28 protein-coding genes are annotated in these 16,347 nt (G+C 66.3%); 1 reads left to right on the top strand and 27 read right to left on the bottom strand.

Annotation, left to right across the window (positions count from 1 at the left end; genetic code table 11):
• Positions 1-6 precede the first annotated feature (6 nt).
• On the top strand, positions 7-855 hold the full coding sequence (locus AB0M87_RS11595; protein ID WP_365851758.1) for a hypothetical protein: 849 nt from the start codon (positions 7-9) through the stop codon (positions 853-855).
• Between the two features lie 69 nt (positions 856-924).
• Here AB0M87_RS11595 and truA read toward each other — a convergent pair whose 3' ends face one another.
• The 27 genes from truA to rplB all read right to left on the bottom strand — a co-directional run bounded on the left by truA (position 925) and on the right by rplB (position 16,327).
• On the bottom strand, positions 925-1,776 hold the full coding sequence (truA, locus tag AB0M87_RS11600) for a tRNA pseudouridine(38-40) synthase TruA (RefSeq protein WP_365851759.1): 852 nt from the start codon (positions 1,774-1,776) through the stop codon (positions 925-927).
• A gap of 88 nt (positions 1,777-1,864) precedes the next feature.
• Positions 1,865-2,359, bottom strand: a complete 495-nt coding sequence (gene rplQ / locus AB0M87_RS11605) for a 50S ribosomal protein L17 (RefSeq protein WP_327295852.1) — start codon at positions 2,357-2,359, stop codon at positions 1,865-1,867.
• 282 nt (positions 2,360-2,641) lie between these two features.
• Positions 2,642-3,664: a DNA-directed RNA polymerase subunit alpha gene (locus AB0M87_RS11610; RefSeq protein WP_365851760.1), complete on the bottom strand. Its 1,023-nt coding sequence runs from the start codon at positions 3,662-3,664 to the stop codon at positions 2,642-2,644.
• A 122-nt stretch (positions 3,665-3,786) separates the two neighbouring features.
• A complete protein-coding gene (gene rpsK, locus AB0M87_RS11615; protein WP_125496499.1) occupies positions 3,787-4,191 on the bottom strand; it encodes a 30S ribosomal protein S11 in 405 nt (134 codons plus the stop codon).
• Positions 4,192-4,287: 96 nt separating this feature from the next.
• Positions 4,288-4,668, bottom strand: coding sequence for a 30S ribosomal protein S13 (rpsM, locus tag AB0M87_RS11620; protein ID WP_164264459.1), 381 nt, complete (start codon positions 4,666-4,668; stop codon positions 4,288-4,290).
• Positions 4,669-4,859: 191 nt separating this feature from the next.
• Complete coding sequence (rpmJ, locus tag AB0M87_RS11625; RefSeq protein WP_003956441.1) at positions 4,860-4,973, bottom strand: 50S ribosomal protein L36; 114 nt, start codon at positions 4,971-4,973, stop codon at positions 4,860-4,862.
• A 62-nt stretch (positions 4,974-5,035) separates the two neighbouring features.
• Positions 5,036-5,257, bottom strand: a complete 222-nt coding sequence (gene infA, locus AB0M87_RS11630; RefSeq protein ID WP_014047798.1) for a translation initiation factor IF-1 — start codon at positions 5,255-5,257, stop codon at positions 5,036-5,038.
• Positions 5,258-5,412: 155 nt separating this feature from the next.
• Positions 5,413-6,267: a type I methionyl aminopeptidase gene (gene map, locus AB0M87_RS11635; protein ID WP_365851761.1), complete on the bottom strand. Its 855-nt coding sequence runs from the start codon at positions 6,265-6,267 to the stop codon at positions 5,413-5,415.
• Between the two features lie 109 nt (positions 6,268-6,376).
• The gene (locus AB0M87_RS11640) at positions 6,377-7,042 is read right to left on the bottom strand and encodes an adenylate kinase (protein ID WP_365851762.1); all 666 of its coding nucleotides are present in this window, start codon (positions 7,040-7,042) and stop codon (positions 6,377-6,379) included.
• Entirely contained in the window at positions 7,042-8,355 is a 1,314-nt protein-coding gene (gene secY / locus AB0M87_RS11645; RefSeq protein WP_365851763.1) for a preprotein translocase subunit SecY, read from the bottom strand. The genes AB0M87_RS11640 and secY overlap by 1 nt, the downstream gene beginning before the upstream one ends.
• Positions 8,356-8,567: 212 nt before the next feature.
• Positions 8,568-9,023, bottom strand: a complete 456-nt coding sequence (gene rplO, locus AB0M87_RS11650) for a 50S ribosomal protein L15 (protein ID WP_365851764.1) — start codon at positions 9,021-9,023, stop codon at positions 8,568-8,570.
• A 1-nt stretch (position 9,024) separates the two neighbouring features.
• Positions 9,025-9,207 carry a 50S ribosomal protein L30 gene (gene rpmD, locus AB0M87_RS11655; RefSeq protein WP_093594204.1) on the bottom strand — a complete coding sequence of 61 codons (183 nt, stop codon included), beginning with the start codon at positions 9,205-9,207 and terminating at the stop codon, positions 9,025-9,027.
• The gene (gene rpsE / locus AB0M87_RS11660) at positions 9,207-9,809 is read right to left on the bottom strand and encodes a 30S ribosomal protein S5 (protein ID WP_031080478.1); all 603 of its coding nucleotides are present in this window, start codon (positions 9,807-9,809) and stop codon (positions 9,207-9,209) included. The genes rpmD and rpsE overlap by 1 nt, the downstream gene beginning before the upstream one ends.
• 46 nt (positions 9,810-9,855) lie before the next feature.
• Positions 9,856-10,239 (bottom strand): 50S ribosomal protein L18, encoded by a 384-nt coding sequence (gene rplR, locus AB0M87_RS11665; protein WP_327295855.1) that lies wholly within the window; start codon positions 10,237-10,239, stop codon positions 9,856-9,858.
• A gap of 3 nt (positions 10,240-10,242) precedes the next feature.
• The gene (gene rplF, locus AB0M87_RS11670) at positions 10,243-10,782 is read right to left on the bottom strand and encodes a 50S ribosomal protein L6 (RefSeq protein ID WP_328537214.1); all 540 of its coding nucleotides are present in this window, start codon (positions 10,780-10,782) and stop codon (positions 10,243-10,245) included.
• 21 nt (positions 10,783-10,803) lie between these two features.
• A complete protein-coding gene (gene rpsH, locus AB0M87_RS11675; RefSeq protein ID WP_164264452.1) occupies positions 10,804-11,202 on the bottom strand; it encodes a 30S ribosomal protein S8 in 399 nt (132 codons plus the stop codon).
• Positions 11,203-11,465: 263 nt separating this feature from the next.
• Positions 11,466-11,651, bottom strand: coding sequence for a type Z 30S ribosomal protein S14 (locus AB0M87_RS11680; RefSeq protein ID WP_024491590.1), 186 nt, complete (start codon positions 11,649-11,651; stop codon positions 11,466-11,468).
• Between the two features lie 2 nt (positions 11,652-11,653).
• On the bottom strand, positions 11,654-12,211 hold the full coding sequence (gene rplE, locus AB0M87_RS11685; RefSeq protein ID WP_365851765.1) for a 50S ribosomal protein L5: 558 nt from the start codon (positions 12,209-12,211) through the stop codon (positions 11,654-11,656).
• A complete protein-coding gene (gene rplX / locus AB0M87_RS11690) occupies positions 12,211-12,534 on the bottom strand; it encodes a 50S ribosomal protein L24 (protein WP_365851766.1) in 324 nt (107 codons plus the stop codon). The genes rplE and rplX overlap by 1 nt, the downstream gene beginning before the upstream one ends.
• A 2-nt stretch (positions 12,535-12,536) precedes the next feature.
• A complete protein-coding gene (gene rplN, locus AB0M87_RS11695) occupies positions 12,537-12,905 on the bottom strand; it encodes a 50S ribosomal protein L14 (protein ID WP_003966950.1) in 369 nt (122 codons plus the stop codon).
• A gap of 100 nt (positions 12,906-13,005) precedes the next feature.
• A complete protein-coding gene (gene rpsQ, locus AB0M87_RS11700; protein ID WP_365851767.1) occupies positions 13,006-13,302 on the bottom strand; it encodes a 30S ribosomal protein S17 in 297 nt (98 codons plus the stop codon).
• Positions 13,302-13,526 (bottom strand): 50S ribosomal protein L29, encoded by a 225-nt coding sequence (rpmC, locus tag AB0M87_RS11705; RefSeq protein ID WP_028812369.1) that lies wholly within the window; start codon positions 13,524-13,526, stop codon positions 13,302-13,304. Before rpmC ends, rpsQ begins: the two co-directional genes overlap by 1 nt.
• Positions 13,526-13,945, bottom strand: coding sequence for a 50S ribosomal protein L16 (rplP, locus tag AB0M87_RS11710; protein ID WP_164264448.1), 420 nt, complete (start codon positions 13,943-13,945; stop codon positions 13,526-13,528). The genes rpmC and rplP overlap by 1 nt, the downstream gene beginning before the upstream one ends.
• Positions 13,946-13,950: 5 nt before the next feature.
• Complete coding sequence (gene rpsC, locus AB0M87_RS11715; RefSeq protein WP_365851769.1) at positions 13,951-14,808, bottom strand: 30S ribosomal protein S3; 858 nt, start codon at positions 14,806-14,808, stop codon at positions 13,951-13,953.
• Entirely contained in the window at positions 14,808-15,155 is a 348-nt protein-coding gene (rplV, locus tag AB0M87_RS11720) for a 50S ribosomal protein L22 (protein ID WP_006604878.1), read from the bottom strand. The genes rpsC and rplV overlap by 1 nt, the downstream gene beginning before the upstream one ends.
• Before the next feature lie 41 nt (positions 15,156-15,196).
• A complete protein-coding gene (gene rpsS / locus AB0M87_RS11725; RefSeq protein ID WP_164264446.1) occupies positions 15,197-15,478 on the bottom strand; it encodes a 30S ribosomal protein S19 in 282 nt (93 codons plus the stop codon).
• Positions 15,479-15,490: 12 nt separating this feature from the next.
• Positions 15,491-16,327, bottom strand: coding sequence for a 50S ribosomal protein L2 (gene rplB / locus AB0M87_RS11730; RefSeq protein ID WP_365851770.1), 837 nt, complete (start codon positions 16,325-16,327; stop codon positions 15,491-15,493).
• Positions 16,328-16,347: the final 20 nt, after the last annotated feature.

The raw sequence follows: 16,347 nt of genomic DNA on the forward strand, positions 1-16,347 counted from the left end.
CGCGCCATGAGCTTTGGGCAAGGGGGGCCCTCCTGGGGGCCAGGGGATTCGCAGACACCTGACTGGGCGGCGCTCGCCGATATCAGTGCCGCGCGCAACCGCCGCCGGAAGTGGCTGTTCATCGGCGGTGGTGTGGTCGCGACCGCCGTGGTCGGCGCGCTCGTGGCGGCAGTCGTCGTAGCGGCCGGCAACGGGTCCGACGCCGCGGACAAGAACGCCACTCAGCTGCCGTCGCCGCAGGCCCTGCCGAGCGAGTCCAGCGCGCCGGCGCCGTCGTTCACCACGAAGGCGCCGCCTCCGCCGCCCAACCCGAAGGACTTCATCTCCAGCTCGAAGAAGGACAAGGCGCCGCTCAACGCCGGCACCCTTTTCCCCGGAGCGAAGCTGACGGTGGCCAACCGTTCGTACGCCAAGCACGCCACCCACCACACCACCGGTTGCGCGTCCGTCACCCAGGGCGCACTCGGATCCATCCTGGTGAACAACGGCTGCCGGCAGGTCATCCGCGCCACCTACAGCAAGGCGGGGGTCGCCGCCACGGTGGGCGTCGCGGTGTTCGACACCGAGGCGCAGGCACAGAGGGCCATGAAACAGTCGGCCGGCGGTATCGCCTCGCTCAACGGTGCCGGCGTCCCCACCTTCTGCCGCAACGGCTCGATCTGCCGCCGGACCGCCAACGCCTACGGCCGCTACGCCTACTTCACCGTCGCCGGCTTCATCAGCGGCAAGAACGTCACCAATGCCTCCGCCAACGTCTTCACGGCCGGCGACGACGTCGCGGAGTTCACCTTCCGTCAGATCGTCGCGCGCGGCCAGGCGCAGGCCTCCGCGGCGGCCGCCGCCCCGGCGAGCTGACCGGGCGGGCGAGCTGACCGGGCGGGCGGATCCTCATCGCCCGCCCCGCTCCCACGCCCACGCCACCGGTCAGCAGCAGCCCACCCCCGGCAGGGTCCGCATCCGGCGCGCCTGCCTGCTGCGCTCGGCGAGCAACTCGTCGGCCGGATAGCCCACTTCCTCCAGGGTCAGCCCGTGCGGCCGCACCACATGCACCCCGGGGTCCCGGATACCGACGGCCAGCACCTTGCCCGGCCAGTCCACCGGCCTGCGCCCGTCCCCGACGAACAGCAGCGCGCCCACCAGGGAACGCACCATGTTGTGGCAGAAGGCGTCGGCCCGGACCGTCCCGGTGATGACGCCGTCCGCGCCCCGCTCCCAACTGAACTGCTGCAGCGTGCGGATGGTGGTCGCGCCTTCGCGCTTCTTGCAGTACGCCGCGAAATCGTGCTCACCGAGCAGCGCCTGCGCGGCCGCGTTCATCGCGGTGACGTCCAACTCCCGCTCGTGCCACAAAACATGGCCACGCAGCAGTGGATCGGCGCCGCCCGGGGCGTCGGTCACCCGGTAGGCGTACCGCCGCCAGACCGCCGAGAACCGGGCATTGAAACCGGCCGGGGCCTCGGTCGCCCGCCACACCCGCACATCGCGCGGCAACCGTCCGGCCAGGCGGCGCAGCAGCTTCTCCCGGTGCTCGTCCCAGACCTCCTCGGGCAGGTCCACCTGGGCGACCTGGCCGCGCGCGTGCACCCCGGCGTCGGTGCGCCCGGCGACGGTCAGGTCATAGGTACGCGCCGACCGGGTCACCGTACGGATCGCCGACTCCAGCTCGCCCTGCACGGTGCGCCGCTCGGTCTGTCTGGCCCAGCCGGAGAAGTCCTTGCCGTCGTACGAAAGGTCCAGCCGCACCCGTACGAAACCGGGCTCCACCTCGTCACTCACCCGTGCATCCTTTCCCACCCGATACAACAGAACGGGCCCGCACCACCCCGAAGGGAGATACGAGCCCGTTCGGCTGTCTTCAGAACGCTCAGGCGTCCTTGGACTCGGCCTCGACCGGCTTGGCGTCCTCGACGACCTCGGCCGGGGCCTCGGTCTTGGGCGCCGCGTCCTTGGCCGCACGCTTGGTGGCGGCCTCGGCCTCACCGGTGGCCTGCTGCGCCACGGTCAGCGCCTCGACCAGCTCGATGACCGCCATCGGGGCGTTGTCGCCACGACGGTTGCCGATCTTGGTGATACGCGTGTAACCACCGGGGCGGTTCTCGTACCGGGGGGCGATCTCGGTGAAGAGCGTGTGGACGACGCCCTTGTCCGTGATCGACTTCAGCACGAGGCGACGGTTGTGGATGTCGCCCTTCTTCGCCTTGGTGATGAAACGCTCCGCGACCGGACGCAGGCGGCGAGCCTTGGCCTCGGTCGTGGTGATGCGGCCGTGCTCGAACAGCGACTTCGCGAGATTCGCGAGAAGCAGCCGCTCGTGCGCGGCACTGCCGCCCAGACGGGCACCCTTGGCAGGCTTCGGCATGGTGTTTCTCCTTGTGATCTGCACCGGCCGTATCAGGTACCGGTGTCAGTTACCGGCGAGCTGCTGCCCACCGGAAGTCAATGCCAGGCGCGCCGGGCCGGCCAAAACCAAGCCCCACCCAGCGCATCAGGCTCAATCGGACATCAGCCGAGATCAAGCCCGTCCAGTGCCTCAGGGCTCAATCGGCCATCAGCCACAACCAAGCCCGTCCGGCGTCTGAGGACAAAGCCTCAGCCCGGTCCGGGGCACCAGGTCAAAACCCGGCGCCCCCGCCGGAGGCGATCAGTACTGCTCGGTCTCCACGAAACCCGCATCCGCATCGTCATCGGCGCCGAACGCGTCCGCCGCGGCGGTCGGGTCGAATCCGGGCGGGCTGTCCTTGAGCGCCAGGCCCATGCCGGCCAGCTTCGCCTTGACCTCGTCGATCGACTTCGCACCGAAGTTGCGGATGTCGAGCAGGTCCGCCTCGGACCGTGCCACGAGCTCACCCACCGAGTGGATGCCCTCGCGCTTGAGGCAGTTGTACGAACGGACCGTGAGCTCGAGCTCCTCGATCGGCAGCGCCAGATCCGCGGCGAGCGCGGCGTCCGTCGGGGACGGGCCCATGTCGATGCCCTCGGCGTCGATGTTGAGCTCGCGGGCCAGACCGAACAGCTCGACCAGGGTCTTACCGGCCGACGCCATGGCGTCACGCGGACGCATGGCCTGCTTGGTCTCGACGTCGACGATCAGCTTGTCGAAGTCGGTGCGCTGCTCGACTCGGGTCGCCTCGACCTTGTAGGTGACCTTGAGGACCGGGCTGTAGATCGAGTCGACCGGGATACGGCCGATCTCCTGGCCCAGCTGCTTGTTCTGCACGGCGGAGACGTAGCCGCGACCGCGCTCGACGGTCAGCTCCATCTCCAGCTTGCCCTTGCTGTTCAGCGTGGCGAGCACCAGGTCGGGGTTGTGCACCTCGACCCCGGCCGGCGGGGCGATGTCAGCAGCGGTGACCAGGCCGGGACCCTGCTTGCGCAGGTACATCACGACCGGCTCGTCGTGCTCCGAGGAGACGACCAGCTGCTTGATGTTGAGGATGAGGTCGGTCACGTCCTCCTTGACGCCCGGCACGGTGGTGAACTCGTGCAGGACACCGTCGACGCGGATGCTGGTGACAGCGGCGCCGGGGATGGAGGAGAGCAGGGTGCGACGGAGAGAGTTGCCGAGGGTGTAGCCGAAGCCCGGCTCCAGCGGCTCGATGACGAACCGGGAGCGGTACTCGTCGACGACCTCTTCGGTCAGCGAAGGGCGCTGAGCGATAAGCATGGTGATCCTTCAGTTTCGTGGGCGCCCACTATTTGACGCCCCCAAGTACTTCAAGAGTACGGGCGGCACGGCACCGAAGCGCCGTACCGCCCGAGAGTCCAGCGAAGTCCGGCCCCGAAGGGTCAGACGCGGCGGCGCTTGGGCGGGCGGCAGCCGTTGTGCGGGGTGGGCGTGACGTCCTGGATCGAGCCGACCTCCAGGCCGGTGGCCTGGAGGGAGCGGATCGCGGTCTCACGGCCGGAGCCGGGGCCCTTGACGAAGACATCGACCTTGCGCATGCCGTGCTCCTGCGCGCGGCGGGCGGCCGACTCGGCGGCCATCTGCGCGGCGAAGGGGGTGGACTTGCGCGAGCCCTTGAAGCCGACGTGGCCGGCGGAGGCCCAGGAGATCACGTTGCCCGAGGGGTCCGTGATCGAGACGATGGTGTTGTTGAACGTGCTCTTGATGTGGGCGTGCCCGTGAGCGACGTTCTTCTTTTCCTTGCGGCGCACCTTCTTGGTGGCACCCTGACGGCCCTTAGGAGGCATGTCTTACTCCCGTTGGAGTGGAGGTGATCGGTCCCACAGCGAAGACCGCTGAACAGCGTCCGTGAGCGGTGTCCGTGGACACCACCTGGCTGAGGACTACTTCTTGCCCGGCTTCTTCTTACCGGCGATCGCGCGACGCGGGCCCTTGCGGGTACGAGCGTTCGTGCTGGTGCGCTGACCGTGGACCGGAAGCCCACGACGGTGGCGCAGACCCTGGTAGCAGCCGATCTCGACCTTGCGGCGGATGTCGGCCTGGATCTCGCGGCGGAGGTCACCCTCGGTGCGGAGGTTGGCGTCCACGTACTCGCGGATCTTGACCAGGTCCTCTTCGGCCAGATCACGAACGCGGGTGTTGGGGTCAACACCGGTGGCGGCCAGGGCCTCCTTGGACCGGGTGCGCCCGATGCCGAAGACGTAGGTGAGGGCAACCTCCACGCGCTTTTCGCGCGGGATGTCAACACCTGAAACGCGTGCCATTCAATGGCTCCTGTTGATATCGGGGGTCTTCCACAAAGCCGTTCCCGGACAAAAGTGCCTACGGATGCGTAGGCGCCATTCAGGGTCCCCGGCCCCCGCCGGAGGTGTCGCCCGCTGGGTGAGCGGACGGGCTCTGCGTATGTACGTATTTACGTGCGTCGCGCGAAGAACTGCGAGGTGCAGGTCGTGCTTCAGCCCTGGCGCTGCTTGTGGCGCAGGTTGTCGCAGATGACCATGACCCGACCGTGACGGCGGATCACCTTGCACTTGTCGCAGATCTTCTTGACGCTCGGCTTGACCTTCATGGGATGTCAGGTTCTCCGGGTCGGTGCCACCACCACGCCGTACGGCGGGATGCGGGCAAGATCTACTTGTAGCGGTAGACGATCCGACCACGCGTCAGGTCGTAAGGAGACAGCTCCACGACGACCCGGTCATCCGGGAGGATGCGGATGTAGTGCATACGCATCTTGCCGCTGATGTGCGCTAGGACCTTGTGACCGTTCTGAAGTTCCACCCGGAACATAGCGTTCGGGAGGGACTCGATCACGGTGCCCTCGATTTCGATGGCACCTTGCTTCTTGGCCACGCTTCGCCCTTCGAATCGGCTACCTTGATCAGCTCCGTGCAGCACGCATAAGGACATGCGGGTACACCGGAGCCGACGAGTCAGTCTACGTCAGGGCATCCGTAAAGACGAATCGGGGGAGAATGCCCAGCTGCGCAGCTCTTCAACCGCGGATCTCAAGCACCCGAGTCCAGCGGATCCGGCGCCACCGTGACACCCAGCTCGGCCAGCTTCGCCCGGCCGCCGTCCGGGGCAGTCAGCACGATCAGGCCCTGTTCGGTCAGCGCGATCGAGTGCTCCCAGTGCGAGGACCAGGTCCCGTCGGTGGTGATGACCGTCCAGTCGTCCTCGAGCACCTGGGTGCGGGGGGTGCCCAGGGAGATCATCGGCTCGATGGCCAGGCAGAAGCCGGGAACCAGCTTGGGGTTGTGCCGGCCGATGAGGCGCCGCTTGTCGACGTAGTTCAGCAGGTGCGGGTCCATGTGCATCTCGGAGCCGATGCCGTGGCCGCCGTAGTCCTCGATGATCCCGTACTTGCCGGAGGCCGGGCGGGGCTGGCGGCGGATGTAGCCCTCGATCGCCCGCGACACCTCGGCGAGCCTGGCGCCCTTCTTCATCGCCGCGATACCGGCCCACATCGACTCCTCGGTCACCCGGGAGAGCTCGACCAGCTCCGGTGCGTGCCCGGTGCCGACGAAGGCGGTGTACGCGGCGTCGCCGTGCCAGCCGTCGATGATGGCGCCGCAGTCGATCGAGATGATGTCGCCGTCCTTGAGGACCGTCTTCTCGTCCGGGATGCCGTGGACCACGACCTCGTTCACCGACGTACAGATGGTGGCGGGGAAACCGCCGTATCCCAGGAAGTTCGGCTTCGCGCCGTGGTCGGCGAGGACCTTGCGGGCCACCTGGTCCAGGTCGTGGGTGGTGGACCCGGGCACCGCGGCCTCCCGGGTCGCGGCGTGGATCGCGGCGACGACCAGCCCCGCCTCACGCATCTTCGCGATCTGCTCGGGAGTCTTGATCTCCACCATCGACATGCGCCTTCCGCATCGGCTGGGGTAACCAGCACTGTTCCGTGTACTCAACAGTACGGCCGCGGTGTCCCGGGGACACCGCGGCCGTGTACATCCGTACTGTGTGTCAGGCCTGCTCGGCCTGCTCCATCTGCAGGGCCTGCATGGCCCGCTCGGTCACCTCGGTGACCTTGCCGAGCGCGGAGATCGTCGCCACCAGGCCCTGGGCCTTGTAGTGGTCAATGATCGGCTCGGTCTGCGTGTGGTAGACCTCGAGACGGGTACGCACCGTGTCCTCGGTGTCGTCACCGCGCTGGTAGAGCTCGCCGCCACAGGTGTCGCAGACGCCCGCCTTCTTCGGGCGGCTGTACTCCACGTGAAAGACGTGGCTCGAATCGTTACGGCAGATGCGCCGGCCGGCGATCCGCTTCACGACCTCGTCCTCGGGGACCTCAAGATCCAGCACCGCGTCCAGCTGCTGTCCCTCGGCGTTCAGCCACTCGTCGAGCGCCTTGGCCTGCACGACATTGCGCGGGAAGCCGTCGAGGAGAAACCCGCCCTCGGCGTCCGGCTGGGACATGCGATCCTGTGCCATCCCGATGGTGACCTCGTCCGGAACCAGCTTGCCGGCGTCCATCAGCGCCTTGGCCTGCCTGCCCAGCGCCGTGCCCTCGCTGATGTTTGCACGGAAGAGGTCGCCCGTGGAGATGTGCGGGATCGCCAGGTTCTTGGCGAGGTACGCGGCCTGCGTTCCCTTGCCCGCCCCGGGCGGTCCGACGAGGACGATACGCATCAGCGGAGGAACCCTTCGTAATTACGCTGCTGGAGCTGGCTCTCGATCTGCTTCACGGTCTCCAGACCCACACCCACGATGATCAGGATGCTCGTCCCGCCGAACGGGAAGTTCTGGTTCGCACCGAAGCCCACCAACGCCATCGTCGGCACAAGAGCGATCACACCCAGATACAGCGAACCCGGCCAGGTGATCCGGTTGAGTACGTAACTCAGGTACTCAGCGGTCGGTCGGCCAGCCCGGATGCCCGGGATGAAGCCACCATACTTCTTCATGTTGTCGGCGACTTCCTCGGGGTTGAACGTGATCGCCACATAGAAGAAGGCGAAGAACACGATCAACAGGAAGTACGTGACGATGTAAGCAGGGTGGTCGCCCTTGACCAGGTTGTCCTTCACCCAGGTCGCCCAGCCCGCGGTGGATCCGCTGAACTGAACGATCAGCCCCGGGATGTAGAGCAGCGAGGAAGCGAAGATGACCGGAATCACACCGGCCTGGTTCACCTTGAGCGGGATGTAGGTCGACGTTCCGCCGTAGGCCCGGCGGCCGATCATCCGCTTCGCGTACTGGACCGGGATCCGGCGCTGGGCCTGCTCGACGAAGACGACCAGGCCGACCATGATCAGGCCGATGATGATCACCGCGCCGAACTCGATCCAGCCGTCGGCGAGCTTGCCCTGCTGCTTGATCGCCCACAGCGAGCCGGGGAAGCCGGCCGCGATCGAGACGAACATCAGGATGGACATGCCGTTGCCGATGCCGCGGTCGGTCACGAGCTCACCGAGCCACATGACCACGCAGGTGCCCGCGGTCATGCAGATGACCATGGTGGCGGTGATGAAGATCGACTGGTCCGGGACGATCTGGTTGGCCACCGGGCAGTTGCCGAACAGCGCGCCGGTACGAGCGGTCGCCACCAGGCCGGTGCCCTGGAGGATCGCCAGCGCCACGGTCAGATAACGCGTGTACTGCGTGACCTTCCCCTGCCCTGCCTGCCCCTCCTTCTTGAGGGCCTCCAGCCGTGGGATCACCACGGTCAGCAGCTGCAGGATGATGCTCGCCGTGATGTACGGCATGATGCCGAGCGCGAAGATGGTGATCTGCAGCAGTGCGCCACCACTGAACATGTTGACCAGACCGAAGAGACCCTGGTTGGTCTTCGTCTGGTCCATACACGTCTGGACGTTCGTGTAGTCCACGCCGGGGATGGGGACATGCGTCCCGGCCCGGTAGATCACGATGATGGCGAGAGTGAACAGCAGCTTCTTGCGCAGGTCGGGCGTCTTGAACGCTCGGGCGAACGCGGTGAACACGGTGCCTCCTGCGACCCCGGCGCGTCTGCGTCAAGGGTGACGGTCTTGAGGATCAATGAATACGTATCAGTCAAAAGCCACATGGTTTCACCACGTGGCCACAGACAGTGGACGCCACCTTACCGGCGACCCTGCTCCCTGAGAACGACCAACCGGGGATGCCCCTTGTGACAAGGGCATCCCCGGTTGGGTGTTCAGGCCATCGAGTCGTCTCAGACGAGCTCGGTGACGGTGCCGCCGGCAGCGGCAATCTTCTCCTTGGCGGAGCCGGAAACGGCGTCAACCGTCACCGTCAGCGCCACCGAGATCTCGCCCTGGCCCAGGACCTTGACGAGGCTGTTCTTGCGCACCGCGCCCTTGGCGACCAGGTCGGCCACCGTGACCTCGCCACCCTCGGGGTAGAGAGCGCCGAGCCGGTCCAGGTTCACGACCTGGAACTCGGTGCGGAACGGGTTCTTGAAGCCCTTGAGCTTCGGGAGACGCATGTGGAGGGGCATCTGCCCACCCTCGAAGCGCTCCGGAACCTGGTAACGGGCCTTGGTGCCCTTGGTACCACGACCTGCGGTCTTACCCTTCGACGCCTCACCACGGCCCACACGGGTCTTGGCGGTCTTGGCGCCCGGGGCGGGCCGGAGGTTGTGGACCTTCAGCGGGTTGTTCTCCGCCATGTCAGTCGACCTCCTCAACCGTCACGAGGTGGCGGACGGTGTGCACCATTCCGCGGAACTCGGGGCGGTCATCCTTGACAACCACGTCGTGCAGGCGCTTGAGCCCGAGCGAACGCAGGGTGTCGCGGTGGTTCTGCTTGCTGCCGATGTACGACTTCGTCTGCGTGATCTTGAGACGGGCCATCACGCACCCGCTCCCGCACGCGCACGGAGCAGAGCGGCGGGCGCGACGTCCTCGAGGGGCAGACCACGGCGAGCCGCGATCTCCTCGGGACGCTGCAGACCACGGAGGGCCGCCACCGTCGCGTGCACGATGTTGATCGGGTTCGACGAACCGAGCGACTTCGACAGGATGTCGTGCACGCCCGCGCACTCGAGCACGGCGCGCACCGGGCCGCCGGCGATCACACCGGTACCGGGGGAAGCAGGCTTCAGCAGGACGACGCCCGCAGCCTTCTCGCCCTGGATCGGGTGAGGGATGGTGCCCTGAATACGCGGAACCTTGAAGAAGCTCTTCTTGGCCTCTTCAACGCCCTTGGCGATGGCCGCGGGAACTTCCTTGGCCTTGCCGTATCCGACACCCACGGTGCCGTCACCGTCGCCCACCACGACCAGCGCGGTGAAGCTGAAACGACGACCACCCTTGACAACCTTGGCAACGCGGTTGATCGCGACTACGCGCTCAACGTAAGCGGTCTTCTCGGCGGCAGCGCCACCGTCGCGACCCTTCCGGTCCCGCCGCTCGCCGCCACCGGCACCGCTTCCGCGGCGCTGGGGTCCAGCCATTGGATTTACCTCTCTCTGTTACGTCCGTTAGTCCCGGAACCGGGGCCTAGAACTTCAGCCCGGCTTCGCGGGCGGCGTCAGCCAGAGCGGCAATGCGCCCGGCGTACCTGTTGCCACCACGGTCGAACACGACGGTCTCGACACCCGCGGCCTTCGCACGCTCTGCGACGAGCGCGCCGACCTGCTGTGCCTGGGCGCTCTTGTCGCCCTCGCCACCGCGGATCGAGGTGTCCAGCGTCGACGCCGAAGCGAGCGTGTGGCCCGCGATGTCGTCGATGACCTGCGCAACGATGTTGCGGTTGGAGCGCGTGACGACCAGGCGAGGACGCTCCGGCGTACCGGAGACGTGCTTGCGGACGCGGACGTGGCGGCGCTTGATGGCAGCGCGCTTGTACGCGTCGCCCTTGGCGATCTTTACACCGTATGCCATGGCTTACTTACCCGCCTTTCCGACCTTGCGGCGGATAACCTCGCCGGCGTACTTGACGCCCTTGGCCTTGTACGGGTCGGGCTTCCGCAGCTTGCGGATGTTCGCGGCGACCTCGCCGACCTTCTGCTTGTCGATGCCCTCGACGCTGAGCTTCGTGGGCGACTCGACCTTGAAGGTGATGCCTTCGGGGGCCTCGACGATGATCGGGTGGCTGTAGCCCAGGGCGAACTCCAGGTTGGAGCCCTTCGCCTGGACACGGTAACCAACACCGCTGATCTCGAGCGCCTTGACGTAACCCGTGGTCACGCCGGTGATCATGTTCGCCACCAGCGTGCGGGACAGGCCGTGAAGGGCCTTGTTCTGACGCTCGTCGTTCGGGCGAACGACGTTGAGCACGCCGTCCTCGCCCTTGGTGACCTCGATCGGCGCGGCAACGGTATGCGTGAGGGAACCCTTGGGGCCCTTCACCGCAACCGTGCGGCCGTCGATGGTGACGTCCACACCGGCGGGAACCTGGATGGGGAGCTTGCCGATTCGCGACATGAGCTTTTCCTCCGTTCCCGACTACCAGACGTAGGCGAGGACTTCCCCACCTACGCCCTTCTTGCTGGCCTGCTGGCCGGTCAGGAGACCGTGGGACGTGGAGATGATCGCCACGCCCAGGCCGCCGAGAACCTTCGGCAGGTTGGTGGACTTCGCGTAAACACGCAGACCCGGCTTCGAAATCCGCTTGATGCCGGCGATCGAGCGCTCGCGGTTCGGGCCGAACTTCAGCTCGAGAACGAGGTTCTTGCCGACCTCGGCGTCCTCGGTCTTCCAGCCGGTGATGAAGCCCTCCTGCTGGAGGATCTCCGCGATGTGCGACTTGATCTTGCTGTGCGGCATCACGACGGAGTCGTGGTACGCCGAGTTTGCGTTACGCAGACGCGTGAGCATGTCTGCGATGGGATCAGTCATGGTCATGAATTGGCCTTCGGCCTCTCTCGCCGGGGTTTCCTGTATGCGCCATCCCTCTCCCCGCTCAGTGGCGGGACGGGTGCGGTGCGGGGACCTACGGCGTAGTAAGTCGTTGCAGGGCGGCAGACGCCCAACCCGGCAAGCCTACGGCATGCGGGGAGGGGCTTCTGCCGACCAGATACTTACCGAGAGTCCTGGCTGGTTCTGATCAGTCCATCGGCCCGAAGGGCCACCTTGAGGGGTGGTGGTCGGGCGACGGGTGGGCAGAATTACCAGGAGCTCTTGGTCACGCCCGGCAGCTCGCCACGGTGGGCCATCTCACGAAGGCACACGCGGCACAGGCCGAACTTGCGGTAGACGGAGTGGGGCCGGCCGCAGCGCTGGCAGCGGGTGTACCCGCGGACGCCGAACTTCGGCTTGCGGGCGGCCTTAGCGATCAGGGACTTCTTCGCCACGGTCAGTTCTCCTTGAACGGGAAGCCGAGGTGACGAAGGAGGGCACGACCCTCGTCGTCATTGGTCGCCGTGGTGACCACGGTGATGTCCATGCCCCGGACCCGGTCGATCTTGTCCTGGTCGATCTCGTGGAACATGACCTGCTCCGTGAGACCAAAGGTGTAGTTGCCACGGCCGTCGAACTGCTTCGGCGACAGGCCACGGAAGTCACGGATACGCGGCAGCGCGAGCGACAGCGTACGGTCCAGGAACTCCCACATGCGGTCACCGCGGAGGGTGACGTGGCAGCCGATCGGCTGCCCCTCGCGCAGCTTGAACTGCGCGATCGACTTGCGGGCCTTGGTGACGGCCGGCTTCTGGCCGGTGATCGTGGTGAGGTCCTTGATGGCACCGTCGATCAGCTTGGAGTCGCGGGCGGCGTCGCCCACACCCATGTTGACCACGATCTTGACGAGACCGGGGATCTGCATGACGTTCTCGTAGGAGAACTCGTCGCGCAGCTTGCCGGCGATTTCCTCGCGGTAGCGCGTCTTGAGACGCGGCGCAGTGGTGGCAGTCATCAGATGTCCTCACCAGTCCGCTTGGCAACGCGGATCTTGTTGCCCTCGTCGTCGAAGCGGTAACCGACGCGGGTGACGACCTTGTTGCCGTCCTTCTCCACCACCAGCTGAACATTGCTGACATGGACAGGGGCTTCGGTCGTCACAATGCCACCGGTCTGCGAACCGCGAGCGGTCTGACCGGCCTTGGTGTGCTTCTTGACCCGGTTGACACCCTCGACGAGGACACGGTTCTGCGTGGGGTAGGCCACAATGACCTTGCCCTGCTTGCCGCGGTCCTTACCGGTGATGACCTGAACCAGGTCGCCCTTCTTGATCTTCATGCTTACAGCACCTCCGGCGCGAGCGAGATGATCTTCATGAACTTCTTCTCGCGCAGCTCACGGCCCACCGGGCCGAAGATACGGGTGCCGCGGGGGTCGCCGTCGTTCTTCAGAATGACGGCGGCGTTCTCGTCGAAGCGGATGTACGAGCCGTCCTGACGACGACGCTCCTTGACGGTGCGAACGATGACCGCCTTGACGACGTCACCCTTCTTCACGTTGCCACCGGGGATCGCGTCCTTGACGGTGGCGACAATGACGTCACCGATACCCGCGTAGCGGCGACCCGAGCCACCGAGAACACGAATGGTGAGAATTTCCTTCGCACCCGTGTTGTCGGCGACACGAAGTCGCGACTCCTGCTGGATCACGTCTATCTCCTGATCGTCTGCCGGTTCCCGGCGGGGTCGTACCGAGGTGCGACCCCACCGAGCCTGGCGGAACTGACCTGAGCGATGAGCTCAGGGATTGTTACTTGGCCTTCTCGAGGATCTCGACGATGCGCCAGCGCTTCGTCGCGGAAAGCGGCCGCGTCTCCATGATGACGACACGGTCGCCCACGCCGGCGGCGTTGGCCTCGTCATGCGCCTTGAGCTTGTTCGTACGGCGGATGACCTTGCCGTACAGAGCATGCTTCACGCGGTCCTCGACAGCGACGACGACGGTCTTGTCCATCTTGTCGCTGACGACCAGACCCTCACGAGTCTTGCGGAAACCGCGGTCGCCCGTCTTGCTTTCAGTCGTCTCAGTCACAGTCTTCTCGCTCATCAGGCGCTCTCCACCGTCTCGATGCCCAGCTCGCGCTCACGCATCAGGGTGTAGATCCGGGCGATGTCCTTACGGACGGACTTGAGCCGACCGTGGTTCTCGAGCTGCCCGGTCGCCGCCTGGAAGCGGAGGTTGAACAGCTCTTCCTTGGCCTCACGGAGCTTCGCGACGAGATCCTCGTCGTTCAGCTCACGCAGCTCGGTCGCCTTGGTACCGGCCGCCATCACGACTCACCTGCCTCGCGCCGCACGATGCGGCACTTCATCGGAAGCTTGTGGGCGGCGCGGGTCAGCGCCTCCTTAGCGACCTTCTCGTTCGGGTAGGACAGCTCGAACATCACCCGACCGGGCTTGACGTTCGCGATCCACCACTCCGGGGAACCCTTACCGGAACCCATGCGGGTCTCGGCAGGCTTCTTGGTGAGCGGACGGTCCGGGTAGATGTTGATCCAGACCTTGCCGCCACGCTTGATGTGACGGGTCATCGCGATACGAGCAGCTTCGATCTGACGGTTCGTCACGTACGCCGGCGTCAGAGCCTGGATGCCGTACTCACCGAATGCGACCTCAGTGCCACCCTTGGCCATACCACTGCGCTTGGGGTGGTGCTGCTTGCGGTGCTTGACCCTACGAGGGATCAGCATGTCGGTCAGGCCTCCGTTCCGGCGCTGTTCGTTGTCGCGGCCTCGGCCGGAGCAGCCGCCGCGGGAGCGTCGGCCTTGGGGGCCTCGGCTGCCGGTGCGCCCTGCTGCGGCTTGCGTCCGCGGCCGCCACGCTCGCCACCACGACCACCGCGGCCACCGGCCGGACGGTCGTTGCCGCCGCCACGGGCCGGGCGGTTGCCGGCACGGGCCGCGGCGTTCTCGGCGCGAACCTCGGCGATGTTCTTGACGTTGCCCTTGTAGATCCAGACCTTCACGCCGATGCGGCCGAAGGTCGTCTTGGCCTCGAAGAAGCCGTAGTCCACGTTCGCGCGGAGCGTGTGCAGCGGCACACGGCCCTCGCGGTAGAACTCCGAGCGGGACATCTCGGCGCCGCCGAGACGGCCACCGCACTGGATCTTGATGCCCTTGGCGCCGGCCTTCATCGTCGACTGCATGCTCTTACGCATGGCGCGACGGAAGGAGACACGCGAGGACAGCTGCTCGGCGACGGCCTGGGCCACCAGCTGAGCGTCCGTCTCGGGGTTCTTGACCTCGAGGATGTTCAGCTGGACCTGCTTGCCGGTCAGCTTCTCCAGCTCGCCGCGGATGCGGTCGGCCTCGGCGCCGCGGCGGCCGATGACGATGCCCGGACGTGCGGTGTGGATGTCGACGCGGACGCGGTCGCGGGTGCGCTCGATCTCGACCTTCGAGATACCGGCGCGCTCCATGCCCTTCGTCATCATGCGACGAATGGCGACGTCTTCCTTGACGTAGTCCTTGTACAGCTTGTCGGCGTACCAGCGGGACTTGAAGTCCGTGGTGATGCCGAGCCGGAACCCGTGCGGGTTAACCTTCTGGCCCATTACCGGGTTCCTTCCTTGCTGCTGACGACCACGGTGATGTGGCTGGTCCGCTTGCGGATCCGGTAGGCACGGCCCTGGGCGCGCGGACGGAACCGCTTCAGGGTCGGGCCCTCGTCGACGTACGCCTCGGAAATGACGAGGCTGCCGGCGTCGGTGTGGTCGTAGTTGTGTGCGGCGTTGGCAATGGCGCTGTCAAGCACCTTGCCGACCGGCACGCTCGCGGCCTGCGGGGCGAAACGCAGGACCGCCTGAGCCTCCGTGGCATCCATGCCACGGATAAGGTCCACCACGCGGCGGGCCTTCATGGGCGTGACGCGGATGTACCGCGCCTGGGCCCTGGCTTCCATGGTTGTCCCTTCGGTGTCGTTCATAGTCATCGCACCCCGCCTCAGCGGCGCTTCGACTTGCGGTCGTCCTTGACGTGGCCGCGGAAGGTGCGGGTCGGCGCAAACTCGCCGAGCTTGTGGCCGACCATCGACTCGGTGACGAACACCGGGACGTGGATCTTGCCGTTGTGCACCGCGATGGTGTGTCCCAGCATGTCTGGGATGATCATCGAGCGCCGGGACCAGGTCTTGATGACGTTCTTGGTGCCTGCTTCGTTCTGTACGTCCACCTTCTTGACGAGGTGTCCGTCGACGAAAGGCCCCTTCTTGAGACTGCGCGGCATCTGAACCCGCTCCTAGCGCTTCTTGTTCGACTTGCGGCGGCGGACGATGTACTTGCTCGAAGCCTTCTTCGGCGAGCGAGTACGACCCTCCTTCTGACCCCACGGGCTGACCGGGTGGCGACCACCTGAAGTCTTGCCCTCACCACCACCGTGCGGGTGGTCGACCGGGTTCATCGCGACACCGCGGACGGAGGGGCGAACGCCCTTCCAGCGCATACGGCCGGCCTTGCCCCAGTTGATGTTCGACTGCTCGGCATTGCCGACCTCGCCGATGGTGGCGCGGCAGCGGATGTCGACCAGGCGGACCTCACCGGACGGCATACGAAGGTGCGCCATGGCGCCTTCCTTCGCGAGCAGCTGGACCGAAGCACCCGCGGAACGGGCGATCTTCGCTCCGCCACCGGGACGCATCTCGATCGCGTGCAGCGTGGTACCGACCGGGATGTTGCGCAGCGGCAGGTTGTTGCCGGGCTTGATGTCGGCGCCCGCGCCGTTCTCCACCCGGTCGCCCTGGCCCAGCTTGGCCGGGGCGAGGATGTAGCGCTTCTCGCCGTCTGCGTAGTGCAGCAGCGCGATGCGCGCGGTGCGGTTCGGGTCGTACTCGATGTGCGCGACCTTGGCCGGCACGCCGTCCTTGTCGTGACGACGGAAGTCGATCACACGGAAGGCGCGCTTGTGTCCGCCACCCTGGTGGCGAACGGTGATCCGGCCGGTGTTGTTACGGCCGCCCTTGCTGTGCAGAGGGCGAACCAGCGACTTCTCCGGCGTGGACCGCGTGATCTCGACAAAGTCGGCGACGCTGGAGCCACGACGGCCCGGGGTCGTCGGCTTGTACTTGCGGATACCCATTTCTCAGTCCTCGTCCGATT

The sequence above is a fragment of the Streptomyces sp. NPDC051320 genome, from assembly GCF_040682175.1.
Taxonomy (GTDB): Bacteria; Actinomycetota; Actinomycetes; order Streptomycetales; family Streptomycetaceae; genus Streptomyces.